This window comes from Asaia bogorensis (assembly GCF_900465345.1).
Taxonomy (GTDB): domain Bacteria; phylum Pseudomonadota; class Alphaproteobacteria; order Acetobacterales; family Acetobacteraceae; genus Asaia; species Asaia bogorensis_A.
Genome location: NZ_UEGO01000028.1, coordinates 35510 through 58167, shown reverse-complemented (window position 1 = coordinate 58167; position 22658 = coordinate 35510). Strand labels below are relative to the sequence as shown.

General features: G+C 56.5%; 17 protein-coding genes, 1 pseudogene and 1 riboswitch. Of the genes and pseudogenes, 7 read left to right on the top strand and 11 right to left on the bottom strand.

The window, feature by feature from the left end; all coding sequences use genetic code 11:
- Window positions 1-4 precede the first annotated feature (4 nt).
- Genes trbL through ED655_RS09510 form a run of 5 tightly spaced genes read left to right on the top strand, consistent with a single transcriptional unit; the run spans window position 5 to window position 4629 of the window.
- Window positions 5-1468, top strand: a complete 1464-nt coding sequence (trbL, locus tag ED655_RS09530; protein WP_122049978.1) for a P-type conjugative transfer protein TrbL — start codon at window positions 5-7, stop codon at window positions 1466-1468.
- 5 nt (window positions 1469-1473) lie between these two features.
- Window positions 1474-2157, top strand: a complete 684-nt coding sequence (trbF, locus tag ED655_RS09525; RefSeq protein ID WP_122049977.1) for a conjugal transfer protein TrbF — start codon at window positions 1474-1476, stop codon at window positions 2155-2157.
- Window positions 2154-3155: a P-type conjugative transfer protein TrbG gene (gene trbG, locus ED655_RS09520; RefSeq protein ID WP_122049976.1), complete on the top strand. Its 1002-nt coding sequence runs from the start codon at window positions 2154-2156 to the stop codon at window positions 3153-3155. The genes trbF and trbG overlap by 4 nt, the downstream gene beginning before the upstream one ends.
- Window positions 3152-4360: a TraB/TrbI/VirB10 family type IV secretion system protein gene (locus ED655_RS09515; RefSeq protein WP_122049975.1), complete on the top strand. Its 1209-nt coding sequence runs from the start codon at window positions 3152-3154 to the stop codon at window positions 4358-4360. Before trbG ends, ED655_RS09515 begins: the two co-directional genes overlap by 4 nt.
- Window positions 4357-4629, top strand: coding sequence for a DUF2274 domain-containing protein (locus ED655_RS09510; RefSeq protein ID WP_122049974.1), 273 nt, complete (start codon window positions 4357-4359; stop codon window positions 4627-4629). Before ED655_RS09515 ends, ED655_RS09510 begins: the two co-directional genes overlap by 4 nt.
- Here ED655_RS09510 and ED655_RS09505 read toward each other — a convergent pair.
- Complete coding sequence (locus tag ED655_RS09505) at window positions 4538-5503, bottom strand: LysR family transcriptional regulator (RefSeq protein ID WP_122049973.1); 966 nt, start codon at window positions 5501-5503, stop codon at window positions 4538-4540. The genes ED655_RS09510 and ED655_RS09505 overlap by 92 nt on opposite strands.
- Before the next feature lie 159 nt (window positions 5504-5662).
- On the opposite strand from ED655_RS09505, the pseudogene ED655_RS09500 reads away from it, so the two are divergent.
- Window positions 5663-5999: pseudogene (locus tag ED655_RS09500) on the top strand (transposase); the annotation flags it as partial.
- Window positions 6000-6008: 9 nt separating this feature from the next.
- Here the strand turns inward: ED655_RS09500 and ED655_RS15570 are convergent.
- The 9 genes from ED655_RS15570 to ED655_RS09455 form a co-directional block, all read right to left on the bottom strand.
- On the bottom strand, window positions 6009-7316 hold the full coding sequence (locus ED655_RS15570) for a hypothetical protein (protein ID WP_162993471.1): 1308 nt from the start codon (window positions 7314-7316) through the stop codon (window positions 6009-6011).
- A gap of 467 nt (window positions 7317-7783) precedes the next feature.
- Entirely contained in the window at window positions 7784-9532 is a 1749-nt protein-coding gene (locus tag ED655_RS09495; RefSeq protein ID WP_122049972.1) for a UvrD-helicase domain-containing protein, read from the bottom strand.
- The gene (locus tag ED655_RS09490) at window positions 9529-11577 is read right to left on the bottom strand and encodes an ATP-dependent nuclease (RefSeq protein ID WP_205836023.1); all 2049 of its coding nucleotides are present in this window, start codon (window positions 11575-11577) and stop codon (window positions 9529-9531) included. The genes ED655_RS09495 and ED655_RS09490 overlap by 4 nt, the downstream gene beginning before the upstream one ends.
- Before the next feature lie 225 nt (window positions 11578-11802).
- Window positions 11803-12441, bottom strand: a complete 639-nt coding sequence (locus ED655_RS09485; RefSeq protein WP_205836022.1) for a hypothetical protein — start codon at window positions 12439-12441, stop codon at window positions 11803-11805.
- A 649-nt stretch (window positions 12442-13090) separates the two neighbouring features.
- Window positions 13091-13999, bottom strand: a complete 909-nt coding sequence (locus ED655_RS09475; protein ID WP_122049970.1) for a LysR substrate-binding domain-containing protein — start codon at window positions 13997-13999, stop codon at window positions 13091-13093.
- Window positions 14000-14105: 106 nt separating this feature from the next.
- On the bottom strand, window positions 14106-15080 hold the full coding sequence (locus ED655_RS09470; RefSeq protein WP_122049969.1) for an NAD-dependent epimerase/dehydratase family protein: 975 nt from the start codon (window positions 15078-15080) through the stop codon (window positions 14106-14108).
- A gap of 273 nt (window positions 15081-15353) precedes the next feature.
- The gene (locus ED655_RS09465) at window positions 15354-16505 is read right to left on the bottom strand and encodes a site-specific integrase (RefSeq protein WP_122049999.1); all 1152 of its coding nucleotides are present in this window, start codon (window positions 16503-16505) and stop codon (window positions 15354-15356) included.
- A gap of 793 nt (window positions 16506-17298) precedes the next feature.
- Window positions 17299-17484, bottom strand: a complete 186-nt coding sequence (locus ED655_RS16080) for an alpha-hydroxy-acid oxidizing protein (protein ID WP_122049968.1) — start codon at window positions 17482-17484, stop codon at window positions 17299-17301.
- 251 nt (window positions 17485-17735) lie between these two features.
- Window positions 17736-18944 carry a cation:proton antiporter gene (locus ED655_RS09455; RefSeq protein WP_122049967.1) on the bottom strand — a complete coding sequence of 403 codons (1209 nt, stop codon included), beginning with the start codon at window positions 18942-18944 and terminating at the stop codon, window positions 17736-17738.
- A 202-nt stretch (window positions 18945-19146) separates the two neighbouring features.
- On the opposite strand from ED655_RS09455, the gene ED655_RS09450 reads away from it, so the two are divergent.
- Complete coding sequence (locus ED655_RS09450) at window positions 19147-19965, top strand: M48 family metallopeptidase (RefSeq protein WP_122049966.1); 819 nt, start codon at window positions 19147-19149, stop codon at window positions 19963-19965.
- A gap of 111 nt (window positions 19966-20076) precedes the next feature.
- On the opposite strand, the gene ED655_RS09445 is transcribed toward ED655_RS09450, so the two are convergent.
- The gene (locus ED655_RS09445; RefSeq protein WP_240993593.1) at window positions 20077-22308 is read right to left on the bottom strand and encodes a TonB-dependent receptor; all 2232 of its coding nucleotides are present in this window, start codon (window positions 22306-22308) and stop codon (window positions 20077-20079) included.
- A gap of 87 nt (window positions 22309-22395) precedes the next feature.
- Window positions 22396-22599, bottom strand: a riboswitch (cobalamin riboswitch).
- Window positions 22600-22658: the final 59 nt, after the last annotated feature.

Genomic DNA, 22658 nt, shown 5'->3' with positions numbered 1-22658 from the left:
GGTCATGGCGATGGGCGATGTGGGCGTTATCGACACCTTCCTGAATACCTTCACCACCACCATCGACAGTGGGTTCGGTCTGGTGAAAGGGAACGTGATTTCCTTGGCCGGAACGCTGTCCGTGCTGGATATCGCGCTCGCCGGACTGTTCTGGGCCTGGGCGGCGGATGAAGACATCATCCAGCGTCTGGTCAAGAAGACGCTCTATATCGGCTTCTTCGCCTGGATCATCAACGATTTCGATGCGCTCTCGAAGATTGTTTTCGACAGTTTTGCAGCTCTCGGTCTGAAAGCCGGAGGTGGCACGCTGGCACTTTCGGATTTTCTGCGTCCCGGTCGTCTGGCCTCGACCGGTTTCGATGCGGCCCGCCCCTTGTTGGACTCTGCCCATACTCTGCTTGGTCCGGTCGCCTTCTTTACCAACTTCATACAGATTTTCGTGCTCTGCCTGTCCTGGCTGATCGTGCTGGCGGCGTTCTTTATTCTGGCGGTGCAGCTCTTTGTCGCCCTGATCGAATTCAAGCTGACCACGCTGGCAGGCTTCGTGCTGATCCCCTTTGCGCTATTCAACCGCACGGCCTTTCTGGCGGAGAAGGTGCTGGGCAATGTCGTCTCGTCGGGGGTGAAGATCATGGTGCTGGCGGTCATTTCCGCCATCGCTTCGGTGCTCTTCAAGCAGTTTACGACATCCTACGGCGATGCTGTTCCCACCGTCGGACAGGCGACCTCGGTGGTGCTGGCCTCTCTTGCAATTGTCGGCCTGTCGATTTTTGGCGGCAGCATCGCCAACGGGCTGATCTCCGGCGCACCCCAGCTTGGGGCAGGGGCCGCTGTCGGCACTGGTGTGGCGGTGGGCGCCATGGGGGCTGCTGCCGTAGCGGGCGTTGGAGCCGTCGCTTCTGGCGGTGCCGCAGCCGTTGGCGCGACCGCCGCTGCTGCACGTGGCGGGGCTACGATCGCCGGGGCCGCCACGTCAGCCTATTCGGCTGGAGCGGCCGGTGCATCTGGTGGCGCGGGCAGCATGGTTGCCGGGATCGGAGGTATGGGCCGGGCTGTCGGCGGGAATGTCGCGAATGCCGCCAGAGGGGCGGCCTCGCGTGCAGGCTCATCTCTCAAGGAAAGTTACGCCGCCGGCAGCCAATGGGCCGCGCAGGGCATGGGGGGCGGGAAGGGTGGTGAAACCGGTGGCTCTGACGGCGGTGGGCCCCCGCCATCCGGGGATAATCCCTCAGGAGGAGGAGGTTCTCCGGCCGGTGGTGGCCCGGCAGGTACCGGTCCGTCCGGAGGTGGTGATGGTGGTGGAGAGGGCGGGGCTGGCTCTGGTCGCACCGACGGTGAGCCGCCGCGCTGGGCGCGCACCATGAAGCGTCGCAACGCCGCCACCCATGCCGCCGAGGCGGCCCATGTCATCCGCGCCGCCGATGGCGGAGGCGGATCGGCGTCCATTGATCTGTCAGAAAAGGAATGAGGACGATGTTCCGTCGCTCCACCACGCGCTACGGGGCAACACCCGAGCCGGTCACACCTTATCAAAAAGCGGCGCAGATATGGGACGAGCGCATTGGCTCCGCCCGCGTCCAGGCGCGGAACTGGCGACTGATGGCGTTCGGGTCGCTGTTTCTGTCCGCAGGACTTGGCGCGGGACTGGTCTGGCAGTCCGCGCGCGGCACAGTCACGCCGTGGGTCGTGCAGGTCGATCATCTGGGCGAGGCGCAGGTCGTCGCCCCTGCAACAGCGTCCTACAGGCCTACCGATCCACAGATTGCCTGGTATCTGGCCCGCTTCATTGAGGATATCCGCAGTCTGTCCTCCGATCCCGTGGTGGTGCGGCAGAACTGGCTGCGTGCGTATGATTTCACCACACCCTCGGGTGCCGTCGCTCTCAATGACTATGCGCGCCTGAATGACCCTTTTGCCCGGGTCGGGCGTGAGCAGGTTGAACTGGATGTCTCATCGGTCATCCGTGCGTCGCCCACGAGTTTCAGGATTGCATGGGTCGAGCGGCATTATCGCGATGGGGCTTTCGTTGGCACAGAGCGATGGACCGCCATTGTTGTGATCAGGCTCAACACGCCGCGTGACGCCGACCACCTCCGAAAAAATCCTCTGGGGATTTACGTCTCCGCCATCAACTGGTCGAAGGAGCTGGGCCAATGATCCGTCGTGCTCTTCGTTTTCTGCCACTGCTGATCCTGCCTCTGGCCGGCTGCGCACAGCAGTATCATCCACCCGTTATCCGCTATGATGATGCCGTGCAGGCGACACGTCTGCCGGATCCGCCGAAGCCGGTTCAGGTGGTTGAAGTCCCGAAACCGCTTCCCTTGCCCGGGCAACTCAAGCCTCTGCCATCACGACGAGCGGTCCATCCGTCCCCCGAAGTCGCCGACCCGACTGCGCGTGTGACGCAGGCCAATCTGGCAGCGCGCATTCAGCCCACGCGGGCCGGATTTATCAATGCCGTACAGGTTTATCCCTACAGTCCGGGCGCACTCTATCAGGTCTACACCTCGCCGGGTGAGATCACCGACATCATGCTCCAGCAGGGCGAAAGGTTGGTCGGCACGGGGCCGGTTGCCGCTGGGGATACGGTGCGCTGGATCATCGGCGATACCGAGAGCGGGACAGGGGCGACCAAACGCATCCATATTCTGGTGAAGCCAACACGGCCGGATCTCACCACCAATCTGATCGTCAATACCGACCGACGGACCTACCTTGCCGAATTGAGGTCAACGCCAGCTACCTATATGGCATCGGTCTCCTGGAACTATCCCGAAGACGATCTGATTGCTTTGCATCGGCAGGATAGCGCTGCCGATGAAGCTGCGTCGGTGGATGCGGGGCTGGATCTGAACGCCCTGAATTTCCGTTATGCCATCCAGCCGGTAAAAGGCGGCACGCCGCCCTGGCTTCCCAGCCGGGCCTTCGATGATGGGCATAAGGTCTATATCGCCTTCCCATCGGGAATAGGGCAGGGAGAACTGCCACCCCTGTTCGTGCTGGGGGCCGATGGCGGCCCTGAACTGGTCAATTATCGGGTTCGGCAGAACTGGATGATCGTGGACCGTCTGTTCGCCGCCGCTGAATTGCGGCTGGGCGACAAACAGTCTGAACAGCGTGTGCGGATTGTCCGTACCGATGGACGGCGCTCATGACGGGCGAGCAGGACGCGGACCGCGATGCAGGAGGGGTAGGGGGAATGGACAGCGGGCGCCCGGCGGTTCCGCCCTCTACGCCAGACCTCCGTCTGCGGGCGGTACGGCCAAAGGTCGTCCGGCTGTCACGCTACGTCGTCTGGGGGCTGGCCGGCACCGCGATGATCGGGATTGGGCTGGCGCTGGGCTATGCGTTGCAGAATTCCGCCCGGCAGGGACCAACGTCCGCCGTGCAGGATTCCGATGCGCGCCCCTCGGCCGAAGGGCTTGATGCCTTGCCCAAGGATTATACCGGCGTGCCGAAGCTGGGTCCGCCGTTGCCTGGTGATCTGGGTAAACCGATCCTGAAAGCGCAGCAGGAAGGGCGCGCTGGTCCTGTCTCCGGCATGGGCGACCATCGCGCCGAACAGGAAGTCGCGGCTGCCATCGCCAGCAAGCTGTTCGTGCAGACACGTGATGGCGGACGACAGGACAATGAACGCCCCATCGTCGCACCGGCAACCGGGGGTAACGCAACGGCTGCACAATCTGGCGCGAATGACCGTCAGGCTGCCAACCGTGCCTTTCTGGCGGGAGAACCTGACCGTGTCACGGTCAGTCCCGATCGCCTGGCTCCACTGACTTCGCCCTATGTGATACAGGCCGGGACAGTGATTGCAGGCGCACTGAACACCAAAGTCAGTTCCGACCTACCAGGCCAGCTCATTGGGCATGTGACGCAGAATGTCTACGACAGCCCGACCGGCCGTTATCTTCTGGTGCCGCAGGGCAGCACGCTGTTCGGGAGCTACAACAGCAGCATCTCATTCGGGCAGCAGCGCACGCAGATCATCTGGACGCGACTTATCCGGCCTGATGGCGACAGCATCGTGTTCGACAGGATGCCCGGCGCGGATGCGATCGGCCAGACCGGCCTGAAGGATCTGGTGGACCAGCACTGGGGCCAACTCTTCAAGGCCGCTCTGGTCACGACCCTGCTCAGCGTCGGCTCGGAAGCCGGCACATCATGGGGTGAGAATAACCTGTTTCAGGCCATCCGCAGCGGGGCCAGCAACGGGTTCTCCATGGTGGGCAACCGTCTGATCGACCGGAGCATGGACGTGCAGCCTACGCTGACTGATCGGCCCGGCCTGCCGTTCACCCTGATCGTCAATCGCGACCTTGTCCTCAAACCCTGGCATCAGCAGGAAGGAGCATCCCCATGACCAAACTCCGTATCAGTGCCATCCCCGACAGTCGGCCTGTGAAGCTCACGATCGAATTGCCAGCGGAGATCCATCGGGATCTGCTGCTCTATGTTGAACTGGTCTCGGGCACTACCGGTGAGCCCTCAGACGCCGTAACTGATGCGGCCAGACTGGTGCCGCTTATGGTTGGACGTTTCATGGAGACGGATCGGGCGTTCCAGAAACAGCGTCATGCGCGGGTAGCTCGGGTGAAGTCGGCGGGATCAGGTCAGGGTAACGCTCCCTGAGCAGGGAGAGGAAGGAGGTGAGGGGGCGGCTTGGGTTGCTTCGCAACCAGCAGGCAGCGAACCGCAACTCGCTCGGCGCGTTTTCGAAGCGTAGCTCCCGGTAGACAACCCCCGGCAACGTCTCGCCTGTGCTGCTTTCACAATCGATCATGATCCCTCGGTCCTCACTGACAAAAGGCCGCAGAGACGCCAACGGGATATCATGCTCAATCAGGGTGGGATGATGACTGCCGCGGCCCAGACATGAACGAATGATCCGTGTCAGTTCCTGACCTGGATCCAGACTGCTGACCAGAAAACGCTCCTTTTTCAGCATCATCCATTCGAGCATCGCTTCGCCAGCAAGAGGGTGTTTCGCGGGTAAGACGGCAATGCATCGCTCTGGCCACAGCGGAAGAGACCCTTCCGGCCAGTTCAATTCACCGGCTGTCACGATGGCAATGTCAATATGACCCCGTTCAAGTGCCGCCAGAAGTTCACGCCGGGTGCCCCCAACGAGCCGCCACTGGAGGTCCGGGTAACGATTGCGGAATTCGGTCAGGGTGGCGCGCAGGTTACCGGTCGAAACAGAGCTATAAAATCCTATGGCAATGCGCTCGCTTCTCTTATGGCGGCTGGAGCGCGTATGGGCAGTCAGACTCTCCATGTCCTGAAGGATACGTCGTGCGGCCTGCATGAAAGTGGTGCCATCATCAGTGGGGTGAACGCCGTCTCGCCTCCTTGTAAACAGGGAATAGCCGACATGGTTCTCAAGCGCCTCGATGTGTCGCACAACAGTCATCTGCCGCACGCCAAGTTTCAGGGCGGCTTTTCTGATGCTCCCTTGCTCAAGGGCTGCGATCGCATATCGCAGGTGCCGGGTTTCTATCGTCATTACCCGAGGTTAGCAGGGTCTGGTTCTAGAAATACAGCGTTACAAATCTATATCGCTTCTGCACGAATTTGTGAGAAAATGTCAGTTAGCTCTCCTCATGATGTGAGAGTTTAGGTTTTGTATCATGATGCATGTCGTCTTTAGCCGACCGCTGAGCTTTTCGTGATAGCAGGACAGTTCAGTGATTACACCGGGGCCTCTGTTCAGCTGGACAGCCTGCCTATGGCGCAATGGACACTGGCGGACCGGGATTATGATGCTGACTGGTTCAGAGATGGCTTGGAGGAAAAAGGGATCAGACCTCGCGTCCCGGGACGGCGATTCCGCAGAGAACCAGTCAAATACGACAAGCGAGAATACAAACGTCGCAACCTCATCGAAATCATGTTCGGTCGCCTCAAAGACTGGCGACGGGTCATCACGTGCTATGATAGATGTCCGACCGCCTTCTTCTCCGCCGTGTGTCTAGCTGCAACCTTCATGATTCTGGCTATAAATCCTGATTCTAGCTCAAAAGTCTCGATTCCAAACGCTCCGTCTCGATCATCCGCAGGTCAAAGATCGCAAGATCATTTCTTGCCGCAATGCCGCCCTCGTCCATCCACTGTACGCCTGCGTCACGAGCCTGTGGATCAAATCCTATTGGCAGACCTACCAGCATGGCGGGCTCCTCAAGGCGACGAGCTCGATCCTGCTCACGTTGAACAAGGTCGAAGTCTTCTTTCGTCCGTATCGGGCGCACCCCGAACCGAGTGATGAGCGATATGAGGTAAGCACCTTCATGGCCGGTTTTCTCCTGCGGGCGCGGCTCCAACGCTGTTCGATCGGGGTAGATGTTGGCCTCTGTCAGATTATCCTGCTGCCTTCTGGAGATACGCGGTGTAGTAACCGATGTCTCAAATTGATGCGTAGCCTGGGTAAAGGCGCCAAGGTCTCTAAGATTGTCGATCTCGTCTAAGTCCTCAGTTACAGGCCATTCCATCTCCGGTGGGACTGGCCCAGGCTTGGTCATTACGACCACGGCTTCCCGACCGCGCTCCTTCGACAACAGATCTTCAGCAGAGTGCCACCCCAGTCCAGGTGCGATGCTTGCCAGCCAAGCCCGGCTCATTGCACCTCGATGGCGGTTCGCATCCTCCGGGGAGAATGGTCGATAATCCGAGGGTGGATCCCATAAGATTGTGGTCGGCTTTACTTGGCGGTGATCGGTAGCCCAGCGGGTGGCGGCAACCCACTTGGCGGGATGAATTTCCGTTGTGCCGTCGAACGTCTTAACTCGCTCGAACTGCGATTTCCCATCATGCGCGCACTTCGGACCGCCTGCGGACAGGAAGTCGTTTGAGGTGAGGCTACCCTTGGCTTCGCAGAGCACGAAGCGCGACGCCTGATCATCCCAGGCTATCCAATCGGGTATGTCGCCAGTAACCTGACGATCGACGCGAACGGACTTTGGAATCACTAGGCCGTTTCTCTTCAACGAAAGGAAGCGCGTCAAGCCAAGATGGTGCGTCAATAGCGCACGGGCGAAGAACCTACCGTACAGTCCAGAATAAGCGCGCCGCAATTCGGCACTTTCGGCAAGATCATCGCGCCATCGCAACCAATAGCGGTCATGCTGACTGACTTGCGTGCTAAATAACTTCAGCCATGCGCTCACTAGTGGTGAACCCTGTAGGGTTTCCTCCGCAGCAGCACGGGCTACGCCTAACAGGCTGATGGCGGATAGTCCGGTCTTATCATTACCAGCCGAGTCAAAGACCCGATGACGTGTCCAACGGTATGCCATGTGCCTTACAAACGATTTGAATTTCACGATGAATTTAAACCTGAAAAGTGCCTATGGACAAGCATAATGCCGGTCCGGGGCGACGATCAGGTTAGGTGTCTCCAGCCACCCATGTTGTGCTGGCGGCAGTAACTACATCGTCTACAGCGGCTGGAAATGTGTTCGACGCCAAGTGGGGCAACTTTGTTCGGATGCGGGGTTGTTATCGCTCAAGCTGTCTGTCAGTTTCTGCTAAGGTATATGAGGACCGGGATAGGCGCGTTGCAGGCAGACAGGTTTATATCCGCCGAACAGCGGATATGAGGCGCAAGTCGTGTCTTGGGTTTGTTCTTCGAACATACAAGCAGCTAAGGAGGGTGAACGGAATGTCGGCTTTAGGGCTGGCCCGCAGTCTAAGCTCTTTGTTTATTTACTTGGGATCGCGCCCAATAGCTGAGCTTAAGTGATCAGAAAGGCGAACACCGCAGGCAGACCATCACGCCCACCTGAAGCCGCTATGTTGGCTCAGGAGGCATCGGTAGCGATACCACATTCTCAGCGCCAAATAGATGTGCCGCTGCAGCAAGCGCCTGTGGTCCAAGCGTTTGAGTTGCTAGAATGGCAAGTCGCTTCTTCGGCCGCGAGATAGCGACATAAAAGAGGTTCCGCCATCGCGCGAAGCTCGCCTGGTCCTTGGAAGGGATGTTTTCGGCTTGCAGGCATTCGAGAAATTTCGGCCAATTGTAGTGGCTCCACCCGGCGCTGAGAATGACGAGCACATTCTCAAATTGGGCGCCCTTCACGCTGTGCTGCGTAGCAAACGGGGTGAAGCCGTTGATGAATTCCACGAGCGCGACCAACTCGCGATAAGCCACGTTTCGTAGCGCGCGATGTCGCTTGAGTGAGTTGGATTCGTCCGGTGTCTCATTGGGGCCAAGGGCTGTGATCTCGGATTCGCGTTTGGTAACCCGATCCGTAAGACGCGGCCGTTGTGTACTTTTGAGAAGATCGATAACTTCGCCGATCGTGCCGCCAATACGAAGCGCAACGAGCTGGTCCATCTGCGCACGCCATTCTGTCTTGTCGGCGGATTTTCGGATCGTGGGAAGACTGCCCATAAGACGGAACATCTCGCCATAATTACCGGCGATGTAGGCTTGGCAGATCGGCTCAACAGTATCAGCAAGGAATGCGATAGTCGCGTCCTCCTTCTTTGAGAAGGCCTCCTTGTGCTGGAAGATGTTAGCAAGGTTTGGGTATCCACGCTCAGCCGCGATGGCGTTATGCGTGAGCATCAGGATCTTTGTTTTTACCGGATCGAAGTCCCACCCCTCCGCCTGCAATCGCATCTTGAGGCTGTCGATGAAGCGCACGGATAGCTCCGTGGGCAGCTCTGCTTTTCCGTTTCGGGAATCCAATCGCTCGCCCGTATAGGCATTGCAAAAGAAGAAACGCGCCTCGCCTTGTGCAGCTTCGTCATCCACCTGTTGAAGAAGCTCAGGTCGGAGTTTGTTCAGAACGTCCACGATGACCGGGGCGGAGCGGAAATTGGAGCCTTTGTCGATCAGCTCGACGTTGGGAAACTCGGCGAGTTTATAGTCTTTACGATAGATCGTCTGCCAGTGATCGCCGAACAGGCCGATAGTCGGCCCCGTGCCGGTTGCGAAGAAATTATCCGAGAGCGCGGTCATAACGACCGGGTCAGTGTCCTGATACTCGTCGATAAACAGTACGGGATGCAGGCTGCTAAAAATCCTCTGAAACTTCTTATTTCCGAGCAACGCAGCGAGATATCTCGGGATATCATCGTGATGGAGAGAGACTCGCTTATCGTCGATCCCGAAGTAGCCGAGGCTGTATTCGACTGTCTGATTATGGATACCCCCGGCGAGCTTGATCGCTTCCTGACGGTTCTCCTGAGCAGCGACGAGATTGCGAAGCTGCTTCTGAAACGGTGCGATAAAGGACCATCCGAACCCGTGGATTGTGTTCACGAGAATGGCTGGATGCTCCTCAATCTCCTGAGCGATCTCGTTACGAGCTACCTCGGTGTAGGTGATACAAGCCACTCTCTGTCCAGCGCTCACCAAGGCGGTACCCCGCTCAGCGATAAGCTTCCGTAGAGCCGCGACCAACGAATAGGTTTTACCTGCTCCCGCGCCCGCTTCGAGACGAAAGTCCTCTCCGGCCTCTAGGCAGGCTTCGAGTCTCTCTTGTGCATGCTGGGCCGCGATGACCGCTGGCGACGGGGGCCGAAGCGTCATATCGCTGACTCCTCCGGCTTGTCGGACGGAACGATCGGCGGCGGAGCAGCAGATGGCGGTGGTGGCTCCGACAGCCAAATTAGTCCTTCGCGGATGTACCGAGGCACGTTCCAATTCTCTTCACGGACGGCAAATTTGATCGCCTCCTCCGACTTCTTAAAATCCTGCGCGGTCTCCCACGCATTCTTGGCGGCCTCTGCATCATCAGATATCTGAAAGTCGGCAAGATTAGCGAGAATGAGCGCGTCCTCGTAGCTTCTCGCACAATGAGGTGATCCGTCCTCCGGCATTTGATAAGCGATGCGACAGAAACCTCTCGTCTTGTCGGCTGTGGTCTTCGCGATTAGGTCGTGGACGGAGATATGAGGTTCGTTGAACCATGCTCTGAGCGCCGAATTTGACGTACGTTCGCCGTCTGCGCACGGACACTTCCGCCATTTAGAATTCAGGAGTTTCACTGCATCGAGATCTGAGATGATGAGTGTCTTCAACTCCAGAAACTCAAGGAGCGGATAGAAGACTTGTGCGTGCGCGCCGCCCGCCTCAATGGTAGTAATATATTGGCGACTGAGCTTGTTTTTCGCGGGTAGGTCTACATCCACTATTTTGGAGATGCGCGGCATCAGGATCCGTTCAGTAGCTCCCTCTACGAGGATGGCCTTGTCTGCGAAATACAGATCGCACTTGGTGAGAGTCATGTACTGTTGGAGGAAACGGCGGTCCTTAGTGCTGATCGCTTCAGCCCCGCGGCGGAAATCCTTCACCTTGGTTCGGCGAACACCGGCTTGCGCAGTCGGCTCGTTCAGAAAATAGCGGATCGCATCAAATTGAGCTGCATTGGCAAGGTGCGAAGAATGGGTCGAAACTATAAACTGTGCCTGCCAGAGCGGCTCGCCGGGATATTTTTCGGAGAGCGTGGCGACGGCCGCATTGAGTTGGCCAATAAACACTTCCTGCATTTGGGGGTGGAGGTGGGCTTCTGGTTCCTCGATGAACACGAGATGGGTCGCTGGCCGTATCGCGGAGCTGCGATAGGCCTTATGCAGTGCCTCAAGCTGGAGTAGAATATAAATGAGGTTGCGAGTACCCAGTCCGTTGTAACCTTCGGGCAAATGAACGCCGTCGGCACCGGTATAGAGAATGCGGGTGTTGTCGGTGAGAAGGCTCTCCACATCGATCGTCGTCTGAGGTCGCAACTCGGTATCGTTGAGGCTCGGGAAGCCGAAAATGTTGAGCGCGGGCAGCAAGGCTTTCAGGCGCTCGTCAAAGTCTCCTTGCATCGCCTGCTCGAGATCGGCCACCGATGCAGTGAGCCCGTGGGCAATATACTGATCATCTACGGATGCGGTCGGCGTGTTGGCGGTCTTGAACAGCTTGTTGAGAAGCTTCCCAATTACGTCGGTGTCGCCACGTTTGCCAAGATCGAGAGTTCGCTGAGCCTTGATAAAGCCAGTATGGATCAATGACGTGAGTTCGGCTGTTTTATCGAACGCGCGTCGGTTGGTTGCGTCGGTAGGATCAATCGCAAAGCAACGAATAGCATAAGCCTTGGGGATAGCATCCCGCAAATGGTGAGAGAGCCTCTCCTGGGCAGTCACCCCATCTTCTAGGTCCGGCAGGTCGAGTAGGATCGGGACCGTATTAAGTGCCGGCGAATATTCGATTCTGGCGATGGCAGTGACGCAATCAGGATCGAGATCGATGACGAAAGGCGACAGCGCGCCGAGATCGTCGGCGGACGGATCATAGGTGAAGGTTAGCGTGAGTGCGATAACCGGCAAATCCGTAAGCACGGCCTCGGCGGTGGTGTCCTCGTCATCTCTAAGCGCTTTCGCTGAGAGAAACTTTGGTCGGACTGCAGCGGCAAAATCTTCAAGGCGAAACTTGCCTGCCCTCTCACCAAGGAACCGATCGAACACTTCTGTAAGGGAGGTCTTGCCGCTATTGTTGCGACCGACAACAACAGTCGTACTCGCTTCCACGGCAATCTCGATATTTTCGAGAAGACGAAAACCCTCGACATGCACATTTGTAAGTTTGATCATCTCACCCCCTGAATGCAACCTACTCTATCGGTAGGTTCGCTTAGTCCCAAGAGCCAGTTGATCAGATGCCAAATTAATCCAGCGAAAAAAATGCAGCGAATCCAATTTGCAGACGGTTAGCCGATGGTGTTCAGATGGTTGCTGAAAAGCAACTCGATCAGCCCGTGCGCCTCCTGCATTGGTAGCTCTGAGATTGCATCGCTGATCAATGTCTGTCTGACCCACTCACTCTGGCGGTGCGGAATGGCCGAGCTCAATCGCCTTTTTGCGCTGGGCTGAAGTCAGCGCTTTCCAGATACGATGGACGTTGCGCCTAGGCATTGCGCCAAGATTGCTTACATAGCTCGCCTTATCTAGCCGCACCTTGAAGAATGTGGGGTCGTGGTCAATCGCGTTGGCCTGCAAGCGCCAGAACACGACGTTTGCGAATTTTGGCGTCAGCGATTTATGTAGCTGGTAGTATGCAAGCGCACTAGAAAGAATGTCATTCGCTTCAGCTGCGGCGAGGCGTTCCAGCGCGCGCAGGCAGCTTTCGAGCCGCATCAGCCGCATCCTCTGAGCAAGGGCTTTACGTGCCTCGTCCGGTCTGAGCTCGCGGCCCTCCTCGAAGACTGCAACCTGGAATTTAAGAATGCATTCGGAACCGACGTTGAGGCTATGACCCGTTTGATCGTTTCGGATCTCGAAATGGTATCGAAGACCCTCCTTATCGCAAAGACGGCAGGTCTCCACCGGCACCTCGTGATCAATGGTTTGGCCAGTGAAGTGCCATTCCCTGAAGGCAATGGGCAAAGTCCCTGCGACCGACAATGGAAGGATATTCTCGGCTACGCGTTTCGGGAAGCTACCCATGCTCGGCATCATCACCATCCTCTTCGGGAAAATAACGGCAAATCGACACGATCAGAAAATATATGAACGTCTGCCACTCCGGAAAGCCGTTGAAGCCATATCGTAAGGAACGGCGGCTTCGTCCTCAACTTGGCCGACATGAAGGCGAGAGTAGCATAGCCGCTTCGGATGCTTCGACTAATTCTTTCGGCCGTCAGTTCGACCGCGTGCGACACCGCTGTGGGCTTGAAGCAGTCGTTAGTACAGGATGCCATCGCTCTGAAAGTAAACTTTCGGAGCATGGTCCAAAGCAGTGAACCGACCTTCCTGAAGGTCTGGTAGGAAGCGTCCTGTGAAGCCGTTTTTATAGCTGCCCGACCTTTGTGCCTCGTCTCCAGATGCAAGACGGGATCACGGCATATGCTGCGGAGTTACCGTCTGGGTTGTGGAGTCCTGAGCGATTTTTATCCCTGATCATGGGAGAAATTCCCCGTTTACGAGACGACGAAAACGGTTATGGCCCATTGGGACGAGGCTTCATCCCACATGTCGACATTCCTGCCGAAATTGAATCTGCTTATCAGCATGTTTATGGACTTTTAAATAATCATGAAAAAACGTAGGGCCGCATCCTCACATGACGGGCGTGTTTACCGGGAGATGTCCTGAATTCATGTGTGAATTACAAACCTAAGGGACGAACTTCCCGGATAAGATCGATCAACAGGCGCAAACCGAGCGGGACCTGCCTTCGGCTGGAATAGTAGATTTGATACCCTTCACCTCGGGCAGCCCATTCTTCAAGTACAATCTGAAGCCCGCCACCTTTGAGGTAGGGGGAAAACACGGGCTCAACACAGTACATAAGACCGGAGCCAGCCAACGTCATGGCCAACATCGTGGGACGATCATTCAGGACAAACTGGGTCGGAACCGACATTGAAAACTCGCCGTCAGGTCCTTCGAATTCCCATTGATAGATACGCCCGTCGCCTAATCGCCCATTGATACAGCGATGATTTTTAAGGTCGCTCGGTGTCTGTGGGATACCGAACCGCTGAAAATACGCTGGAGCTCCTGCGACAATCCACCGCAAGTCGCCTGAAATACGCTGTGCCACCATGTCTTCCGGCACGGTCCCACTGACACGGATACCGGCATCGAACCCCTCATGGGTGATATCTACCAGACGGTCCGTAGCTTCAATTTCGATTTTTATTTCGGGATAGCGCTCTGCATAGAGTGCCAGAACAGGGGGTAAAATCGTGTGTGCGGCATCCACCTGCGCGTTAATTCGGATGCGTCCTTGGGGGCATTCACGATGTTTGTTCAGCCGTTCCACGGCCTGATCGATATCTTTCAGCGGCACTTCAATTGAATCACGAAACTCTTCACCTGCGGCGGTCAAAGTCACGCTGCGGTTCGTTCTGTTAACGAGACGCACGCCAAGCTTTGCTTCCAGCCCCTTTAGCGCATGACTGATCGCCGAGGGGCTCACCCCCATTTCCAGACCGGCCAATCGAAAGTTGCGATGTCTGGCGATGGCTAGAAAGTAGGTGAAATCGGTGAGCTGGGAGCGTGCTACGGACATGTTTCGGATTTCAGCCTTTCTTGCCGGCACGTGCCACAATCTTCTTTTCTTCAAACGCTACGGTATTGATCACGAAGGCAATCAAGCCATAAATTTTTTTGGTCGATTACCTCCACGCCTGGGGCTTTTCCACCTTGCCGTTCTCGATAAGCCACGCAATTGATTCCTTGACGCCAGCTATGCTGCTGTAGGCAGGCTCATAACCGAGTTTCCGGCGGGCTTTTTCGATAGACAGGCACGAACTCCGCGCAAAATGCTCCCAGGAGTGATGGGCTTCTTCTGGCGTGGGCTGCAGCTTCATCCATTCCTCATAGGGAGCATAAGCAATCTTCGGTTCAAGACCAAACCACGTAAAGATCGTCTCCGCGTAGCCTCTCAGGTTCAGCGCCGTATCTGAAACTGCGTTGAACGTCTCGCCAATTGCAACGCTGCGATTTGTCATTGCACGCTGGATCAGTTGCGAAATGTCGGCCGCGTGAACATGGTTCACCGTCTCCAGTCCGAGATTGGGAAGGACGATTTCTTCCCCACGAGCCATTTGGGAAAAGACGTCTGCCTTGTCGTTCGCGAGGGGCGTAATAGGGGTCCATCCTTCGCCAACGATCTGACCGGGGCGAAAGATTGTCGCGGGGAAGCCGGTGGTACGCGCCTCGTGCATAAGCCATTTTTCAATTTCAGCCTTCTCGATACCGTATTCGCCGAAGGGATTAAGAGGCTCGTCCTCACCCGCTGGTACTGCGGCGGTATGTCCGTAAACCCAGAGCGTGCTGCAATGCAGGAAATGTTCGATCTTACCACGCAGCGCTTCGACCAGTGGCCGGGTGCTTGCCAGATTGAAAGAAATAAGGTCGATGACGATGTCCGGTTTCAATCCGACGATGCGTTCAACGAACGTGCCAGCTTTTTCTTCCTCTTGGCGATCCACCGTGACTTGCTCGACGCGATCCCAGGCGGTGTTATGGACATAGCTTTTGGCCAGTCCCCGGCTGACACTGACCACGTCGTGCCCTTGATCAACAAGCGCTGGCACAAGATATGTTCCGATATGGCCCGTGCCGCCGATGACGATCATTCTCGACATTGTCATTCTCCCGATCTGTGTGGGCGCGCGTTTACGCATGGTCTGTGCATTGGAAGATAACGCTTATTTCTTCATTTCCCTTCCCCAATACCTTTCAATGACGTGATGAAAATATTTCATCAAAAGATATAGAATTCCCTTTTAAGGGTTTGATGAAATTTCTAAAATAAAAAAACTCCCTTTTCAAATTGATTTGTTAATATTTAGATACATATTAACGATATATATTCTATCATTCGAAACTAGAGGAGATTTTTCTGTATTGATTGTATTTTAGCGACCCAAAAGCGCCAAGGAGATTTTCTCGGACACAAGGTTGGTTGAGAGCCTCACGTTCTCCCGCTTTAAGTGAGCGTAACGAGCTGTCGTCTTGATATCGCTGTGTCCCAGCATACGACCGATCATCGTCAGGTCAGCTCCCATTTCCAGTGCGTCAGAAGCGAAGGAATGGCGCAGATCATGAATCCTGACGTCGTCCAGACTCGCGGCTTTGCGAATGCGGCGCCAGGGTTTTTGCAGGTCAATCAGATAGCCACCTTTTTTCCGTCCGGTAATGACATAAGGATTGTCCTCTAACCGGGGGATGGATTTGATTACGTTCATGGCCGCTTGTCCGATCTGGACGATTTTGGCCCCGGTTTTACTGTCAGGCAGCCTCAATTCAGATTGGTCGAAGAAAACGTAGCTCCATTGCAGAGTCTGGATTTCACGTAGCCGGCAACCTGTCAGGACGAGCAGACGGATCGCCCAGACGGCCTCTGGCATATCCTCTGCTTCATTGAGTGTGGCGCCGAGGCGCGCATATTCTTGTTGGGTTAGATAACGCTCGCGCTTCTCTTCCTTATAGCGCTGAACGCCGCGGCACGGGTTGAGACCGTCCGTCCGAATACCCCAGAGGTCTGCCAGACTGAACATTTTGGACAGTACGCCGAGCGTCCGATTGGCCTGATAAGGGATATGTCGTAGATCCCCGTGAAATTCGGAGACGTCCGCACGCGATATATCTGCCATCCGCCATGTCCCGAATTTCGGAACGATGAACAGATCCACAGATCTCTTATACTCGCTCTGGGTCGTTGGTTTGAGGTGGACATCCACATATTCGTCCAGGAAACGATTACTAACTTCCCTGACGGTCATCGCTTTGCGTTCTTCTACGCGAGTATCCGAGGGATTTTCGCCGCTATGAACCCGTGCAAGAACCTTGATGGCTTCTTCACGCGCGAGATCGGCCGTCCATGGGCTCCCATGTTGCCCAATCGTGTAGCGGCGCATGCGGCCGCCGGAGCGGTAATGGATGACGTACACCTTTCGGCCGGACGGCCACACCCGGACTGCGAAGGCTGGAATGCTGTCATCCCAGAGGAAATAATCCTTCTCTGCCGGTTCGGCAGCGGTGACAGTTTTCTTGCTGAGCTTGGCCATGCTTGCCTCCATCGCAGGAAACACATAGGAAACAGATGAATGCGAAACCGGGCGTAGCCGGTACGACAATTGCGTAGCCTGATGGGACAGTTTTTCAAGGAAAATAAGGGGTTCTGCGTGGTTGGGCGTAGTTCTGTCGGCTCGGGCGGGGAGGGGCGTAGGCCCAAATCCCTAACTCATAACCTGAAGGCCGCAGGTTCAAATCCTGCCCCCGCAACCAAATATCCCCACATCATACCAACACAACGCCTCAGCTTCACAGCACAAGGCGTCTTTGGCGTTCCCGGCTTCACATCCCAAGCCCGCGTCTGACAGCGCATTCAATCTGCCCCCTCTTGTGCTCTTGTGCTCTTGTGCATCACGCACAACACACTTTGCAGTCTCTCCAAAGATACATATGCGCGTGCACCACCCGGCATGCGCAGGGCCAGTTATGGAGCATTTAGGCCGACAGGTCCGCTGCGACGGCTTCGATAGGGGCGGGGGAGAGCAAAAGCTAGATCTAGACGAGAAAGATGATCCGAGTGCTCATTCGTTCTCATGATCGTCCTACTCAACAGCCCGTCGCTTGGGCGATCCAAAATCATTCTGATAAGCGCGGTGACCATGCGTCAGTCACCAGCGTCTGGCTGGCCTCGTCGGCAGACATAATCGTCCGGGACAAACCTATGTCCGCCTATAGACCGTCGCCTCGAACGTCACCTGATTTCGTGCGGGTTTTGGTCTGGCCGCAGCGCAGATCGGAGGAGAAGCCTGAGCCTAAACGTACAATATTCTCTTCCTGCCGCCCCGATCAGATGCACATCTCCTTACGCAATGCCTCACACGAACTCACGCCCATCAGTGACATGTCGGTATGCAACTCACGCTGTAAAAGACCGATCGCATGACGGATCGACGCCTCGCCGCCCAGGCAGGCAGCATAGAGGAAGGGGCTCAAATTGCTTCTAGCGCACACGCTACTGCAACTTATTACCATGATAGTCCGAGAAGGCGCGGTTTCGTGCAATAACCATCAGCACTTTTGTTTCTTCGGGCTATGGGCTGCACGACATCCAGAAGCGCAATATCAGAGGCGATGAATTACCGCCTCTGATTGGTCTTGTGTAGTTTCGCGATAGCGTTGGGAGCTTCCGGCCTAGAGGAAGAATCCTGTTTTGGAACGCGCAGCAAACAAAATATTCGAGCATATGTGTCTAGGTATGTCATCGCCGGTCACCCACGCATTGATCATCTAGGTCTGGGCTTCAGGATATGGAACATGGGGCCGGTGAGCACGGTTGAGATAACAGCCAGAACCATGAGCGATGCGAAAGCAAATTCAGACAACATGCCCTGCTCATTCAGGATGGTCGCAGCGACAATCTCCATTAAGCCCTTGCATTGCAATAATGCCCCAAGGCTGAGGGTCTGACGTTTTGAGAGGTCCGACGAGGGGGGGATGAGATAGATCGACCCCATCTTCGTCACGATAGAAATCAGCACAAGCGAGAAAGATGCCAGGACGGATGGCCAAGTCAGCGCATCTCCGTCGATGCGTAGACCACTATGGCCAAAGAAGAGCGGTGCCAGCCAGATGAGGCAGAATGTGGAAACAGCCTCGAAAGGCAGACGTCGCACCCATGAGGGCGGCATGAATGCGCCGGCAAAATACGCGCCGATCAATTCATGCAGGCCAAGCGTCATGCTGGCCCATGACCCGATGACAAGATAGATGGGTACAACGCCCCATATGACAGCCTTGGGCGGATTTCGTATGTGACGCGAAGCCAGAGAGCCAATAACACCAAGGCCGATCAGGAGAATAATCGCGAGACACTGTTTAAAACCCCAGCTATGCATAGCCGATTGGCGCTCAGCCGCAAATTGAAGAAGAGCGAGACCGATCCAGAGCGTGGCGTCATCTATGACGGCGAGCTTGAGTGCCAGCTGCCCGATCGGCTTGTCCCTCACCGGCAATTCGCGGACGATGCCGATAAGCACCGGTAACGCACTGACGGCGACGCATAGGCCGATCGAAGCTGCGCCGATCAGTGGTGAGACAGCAGGAGCGTGCCACCCGGGCAGAGGCAGAAAAAAGTAGTAAACGAGAACGGTACCAATAAGGAATGGTCCGCCCAAGGCTGAAGCCGCCCCTCCAAACAGGCGGGGCAAACCTGGCGCGGGAATCTGGCCCTCCGGTTTGTCACCCTCGGGGTGCTGCCACATCTCCATTCCCGCTGTAAAAGCCAGCACAAGAACGGCAACCCATCCAATAGTGTCGCCGTAGAAGGAGGGAACACCGATAGACTTGAGAGGTATATGCCAGACTGCGGCAAGGATACCAATGAGGATCGGTATAACCGCTATCGGTATGGCGCGACCGAGCAGGCGCCAAAGGACCCAGGGGACAAACACGAACAAGCCCAGATCCGCGATGAGCGCCGTAAAATCGTTCATACCTGTCCTTTCGGTTGAGCACGAAAAGATAGCTTAATACCTGCTTCAAGGGAAATCATCGCCACGGTCTTGCGACGGCGCAGGCGCTCTATGCCGCATATCTTCGCTTGATACGGTAAATCACATGCAGTTTCGCGCTTCTATTGTTACGGTCGGCCTCGCTTGTCGAACAAACCAATAAGAATAGAGGCGCTGGAACGCTGTGAAATCTGAATTGAGAAAATATCGTCACTCCAGAGAAGTGCTGTATGGTGGGGTACTGACCGCCTTCGGCATCATCATCTGGGTTCTCGTGTTGGCGGCCTTTATTGTGGCGGCGCTGGCCCGTCCAGGCGCGGCGGTTCACCTCGTGGTTCTCGTGATCTATCTTGGCGTGTTCTGCGTCGTTAGCCTTGTCGCTGCGGCGCTCTATCGTGCATATGCGCTCGGCAACATGGTCGCGCTCTCACCCAAGCAGTTTCCCGATCTTTACGCGACGTTTGCTGAGGTCAGTCAGACACTCGGCTTGAGTGAAATCCCACGCGCCTTCATCTATAACTCCCATGGTATCACAAATGCCTTTGCCATACGCCTGCTTCGTGGACGCTATGTGTTCCTGACCTCGGCCATCATCGAGACAGATACAGATGCGCAGCTTCGTTTCATCATGGGTCATGAAATCGCCCATCATGTGCTTGGGCATCTCAACGGCTTCAAGACCTTGCTTCGTGCGCCGGCCTATCTGGTACCGTTCCTTTACCGTGCCTATTCACGCGGACGCGAATATAGCTGCGATGCCGTAGGTGCATCGATCCTGCCGGATTATCGCGACGGCGTAGGGGCGTTGCAAATGCTCGCCTGCGGAGCACGACGCCTCAATACGTCGATGAATGCTGAGGCTTTCGCCGAGCAGGAGGCACAAGTGCCAGGCATGGCTGGCTTCATGGTGGAGATCATGTCGACCCATCCACGCCTCACGCGACGGGTTTCGCGTCTGATCGCGCTTTTCGCGACCCCCGAACAGAAACATGGCACTTTCTGACCCGTCGCGCTCTATCGACGGGCCTGATCGGCTTCAATGACACAGGGGACGTTCAGCAAGGGGAGGTGATCCCTTCCTGGATAACGAGGGAGGCATTCGCCTCCCACGCCTTCAAAAGGAGGCCTGCATGCTGATCGTGAATGAGCGCGGCGCGCCGATCAGTACCTCGCTTGGATAGCTGGTATCGGCCCATTGCACGTAATGCTTGTTTGCAAGATTATCTATACGACCATACAGGGTGATCCCCTTATAGACGTGCCAGCCAGCAAACACGTTCACAAGGGCATAGTCCTTGAGCGTAAGGGTATTGGCATAATCACCCTTGCGTGCCGAGACGTAACGCATGCCCGCGCCCAGATCGAGCGGCAGGTCGAGAACGCTCGACCATACGCCCCATAGATTGGCCGTTACCGCCGGGACGTCGGGAACCTGATTGCCGCTCGCATCGGTCGAGGCATTCGGGAAGAATGTGCCGTAACGGGCATAGGTATAGGCCACATTTCCCGAGACGCTCCAGTGCCGGTCAATGCGCCAATCGGCCTGCCACTCCAGACCACGCGATTTCTGGCTGCCAGCTGTCGAAACGCTATCCTGTCCGGTCTGGACCAGCACCCTCGTCCTACGGATATCGAAGAAGGACAAGGTTGTGACGAGCCGTCCCGAAAGAGCGCTTGCTTTGAGCCCAATCTCTCCCTGACGCGAGTGACTCAAGCGGGAGAATTGCCCTCGATTGGCAAGGAAAAGATTGGAGCCCGGTGGGTCCTCAGCCGTGGTATATACCCCATACAGGCTCAGATTGGGCAAAAGGTCGAAAACCGGACCGATGCGGAAATTGGCCGGATTGTAATGCCCCCTGAAGCTGGTAGATGCGTTGAACTGGCCATTCTGGTTGAAGTTCTGCCTGTCGAGCGAAAGCCAGTCATATCTGAACCCTCCCACCAGCCGCAGCCTGTCGGTGATCGAGAGGGTATCCTCAAGAAACAGCCCCGCGTCGATCATGGTCGTGGGAGATTTACGGTAGGGATACTCCCCGGCAAATGACCCGAGTGCGCCGCCTTCAGGGCTCGTCAATGAGACGCTGTCGGCGTAATCCGCATCGGGAAAGCCGCGATTGCGGATGAAGCGAATGTAGTAGGCATCTCCGCCAATCACGAGGCGATTGCGTAACCCGAACAGGGGGTAATCGAAACGCGCATCAACGCTGTCTCCAAGCTGATGCTGGTTCTGATAGACATAGAAACGATCGCGGCCGATCCGGCCGGGCATGATTGCCTGTCCGCTCGCATCAGTGGCGCCGGGTGACGCGATATAACTGTAGGTCTCGGCATTGTCCCAGCGACGTTTGGCATAAAGGAAATAGGCCTTGTCATGCAGTGAGACATGGTCACTGGCAGCCCAGTCCAGATGCAGCGTCGGCGTCGCATTCACGGAGCTGGCCCGTGGGTTGGCCACGTTATAGTTGCGCCACAGCGAGGCTCGGCTGATGACAAGTCCCTGAGTGGAATGGAGCAACCCACCAGCTGCGTCTTTTACAGCGGAGCCCGGTACAAGCGGCGCTCCGTAATAGGTCGAGAGATTATCGGTCAGGTAATCGACGGTAAAACGTGCCGTGAACTTCGCGTCCGGATGCCACAGAAGCGTGGTGGTCCAGTCATTGCTGCGCGGGTTGGCGCCTTTGACATAGCCATCAGATGAGGTCCGGCTGAAATCGCTTCGTATCGCCAGGGTATGGGTGAGGGGCACTGACCCGCCAATGCCAGCATTCCAGCTATTGAAGCTCCCGTAGGAGAGCAGGGCGTTGGCACGCACATGATCCATGTCCGGCGTGCGCGTGCGCATATCCACGGTACCGCCGACGGCACCCTGGCCATAAAGAACGGAGGAGGGGCCTTTCAGGATCTCGACCGCCTCGAGATTGAAGGCGTTGAGTGGCCGGTTCACCATGGTTGTGGGCCCGAAATAGAAACCGTCGCGCAGGATCAGCACCTGGTTGCCGCTGAAACCACGCATCATGAGCTGGGCCGGGTTGCCGGGCGAGCCACCGGAGGTCACACCCGGTGCGAAATCGGCAGCATCTTCAGCATGCACATAGCCGCGCTGCGAGATGATCTTCTGATTAATGATCGAGATCGAGGCCGGATTATGCTGGAGGCTGAGTCCGAGCCGGCCTCCTATGGCTGGGCGTGCCTTGAGACCGGTACTCTCACCATGAGCCGTAATATACTCGTCGTTACTGCCTTGCTCCTGAGCGAGGGCAGCAGGTGAAAGTGGTGGAAGGCCAAGTGCAGGCGCGAGCGAGATACCTGTCAGAAGACAAGCCCTGAGTGAGCGCATGGGGCGCATGATATGTGTTCTATCCCGTGTTCACGTCACTACGATGGGCAGTGTTTCCCCTGCCACCTGCAGGACACCCCGCCCGCCGGTTTTCGTCCGTGACCCCGTGTGATGGCAGGTCTCCTGACTTGTGCGTCATGATGTGCGAACTGGCCTTCCCGGAGGGATAGTCCCAGTGGCTGAACCCTTGGCGGGTCCACGTTCGCACACTCTTCACCTACAGTTGCGGGGGCAGTCATGGCGTTCGACCATGTTCCCTTTTCATCCCGTCTCCGGGACACCATCGGGTCGGACCCTAGCTTTACAACTCGTGCTGTCAATGCTGAGTGGATCCCGGTCTATAGTTTGGCTTGTCCTTG

Coding starts and splice junctions, on each gene's coding strand:
- ED655_RS09505 (WP_122049973.1), bottom strand. CDS start 5,503: ATGACGATAGAAACCCGGCACCTGCGATATGCGATCGCAGCCCTTGAG.
- trbG (WP_122049976.1), top strand. CDS start 2,154: ATGATCCGTCGTGCTCTTCGTTTTCTGCCACTGCTGATCCTGCCTCTG.
- ED655_RS09475 (WP_122049970.1), bottom strand. CDS start 13,999: ATGTCCGTAGCACGCTCCCAGCTCACCGATTTCACCTACTTTCTAGCC.
- ED655_RS09515 (WP_122049975.1), top strand. CDS start 3,152: ATGACGGGCGAGCAGGACGCGGACCGCGATGCAGGAGGGGTAGGGGGA.
- trbF (WP_122049977.1), top strand. CDS start 1,474: ATGTTCCGTCGCTCCACCACGCGCTACGGGGCAACACCCGAGCCGGTC.
- ED655_RS09445 (WP_240993593.1), bottom strand. CDS start 22,308: ATGCGCCCCATGCGCTCACTCAGGGCTTGTCTTCTGACAGGTATCTCG.
- ED655_RS09465 (WP_122049999.1), bottom strand. CDS start 16,505: ATGGCCAAGCTCAGCAAGAAAACTGTCACCGCTGCCGAACCGGCAGAG.
- ED655_RS09490 (WP_205836023.1), bottom strand. CDS start 11,577: ATGATCAAACTTACAAATGTGCATGTCGAGGGTTTTCGTCTTCTCGAA.
- ED655_RS09455 (WP_122049967.1), bottom strand. CDS start 18,944: ATGAACGATTTTACGGCGCTCATCGCGGATCTGGGCTTGTTCGTGTTT.
- ED655_RS09470 (WP_122049969.1), bottom strand. CDS start 15,080: ATGTCGAGAATGATCGTCATCGGCGGCACGGGCCATATCGGAACATAT.
- ED655_RS16080 (WP_122049968.1), bottom strand. CDS start 17,484: ATGGTAATAAGTTGCAGTAGCGTGTGCGCTAGAAGCAATTTGAGCCCC.
- trbL (WP_122049978.1), top strand. CDS start 5: ATGGCGATGGGCGATGTGGGCGTTATCGACACCTTCCTGAATACCTTC.
- ED655_RS09510 (WP_122049974.1), top strand. CDS start 4,357: ATGACCAAACTCCGTATCAGTGCCATCCCCGACAGTCGGCCTGTGAAG.
- ED655_RS09485 (WP_205836022.1), bottom strand. CDS start 12,441: ATGATGCCGAGCATGGGTAGCTTCCCGAAACGCGTAGCCGAGAATATC.
- ED655_RS09495 (WP_122049972.1), bottom strand. CDS start 9,532: ATGACGCTTCGGCCCCCGTCGCCAGCGGTCATCGCGGCCCAGCATGCA.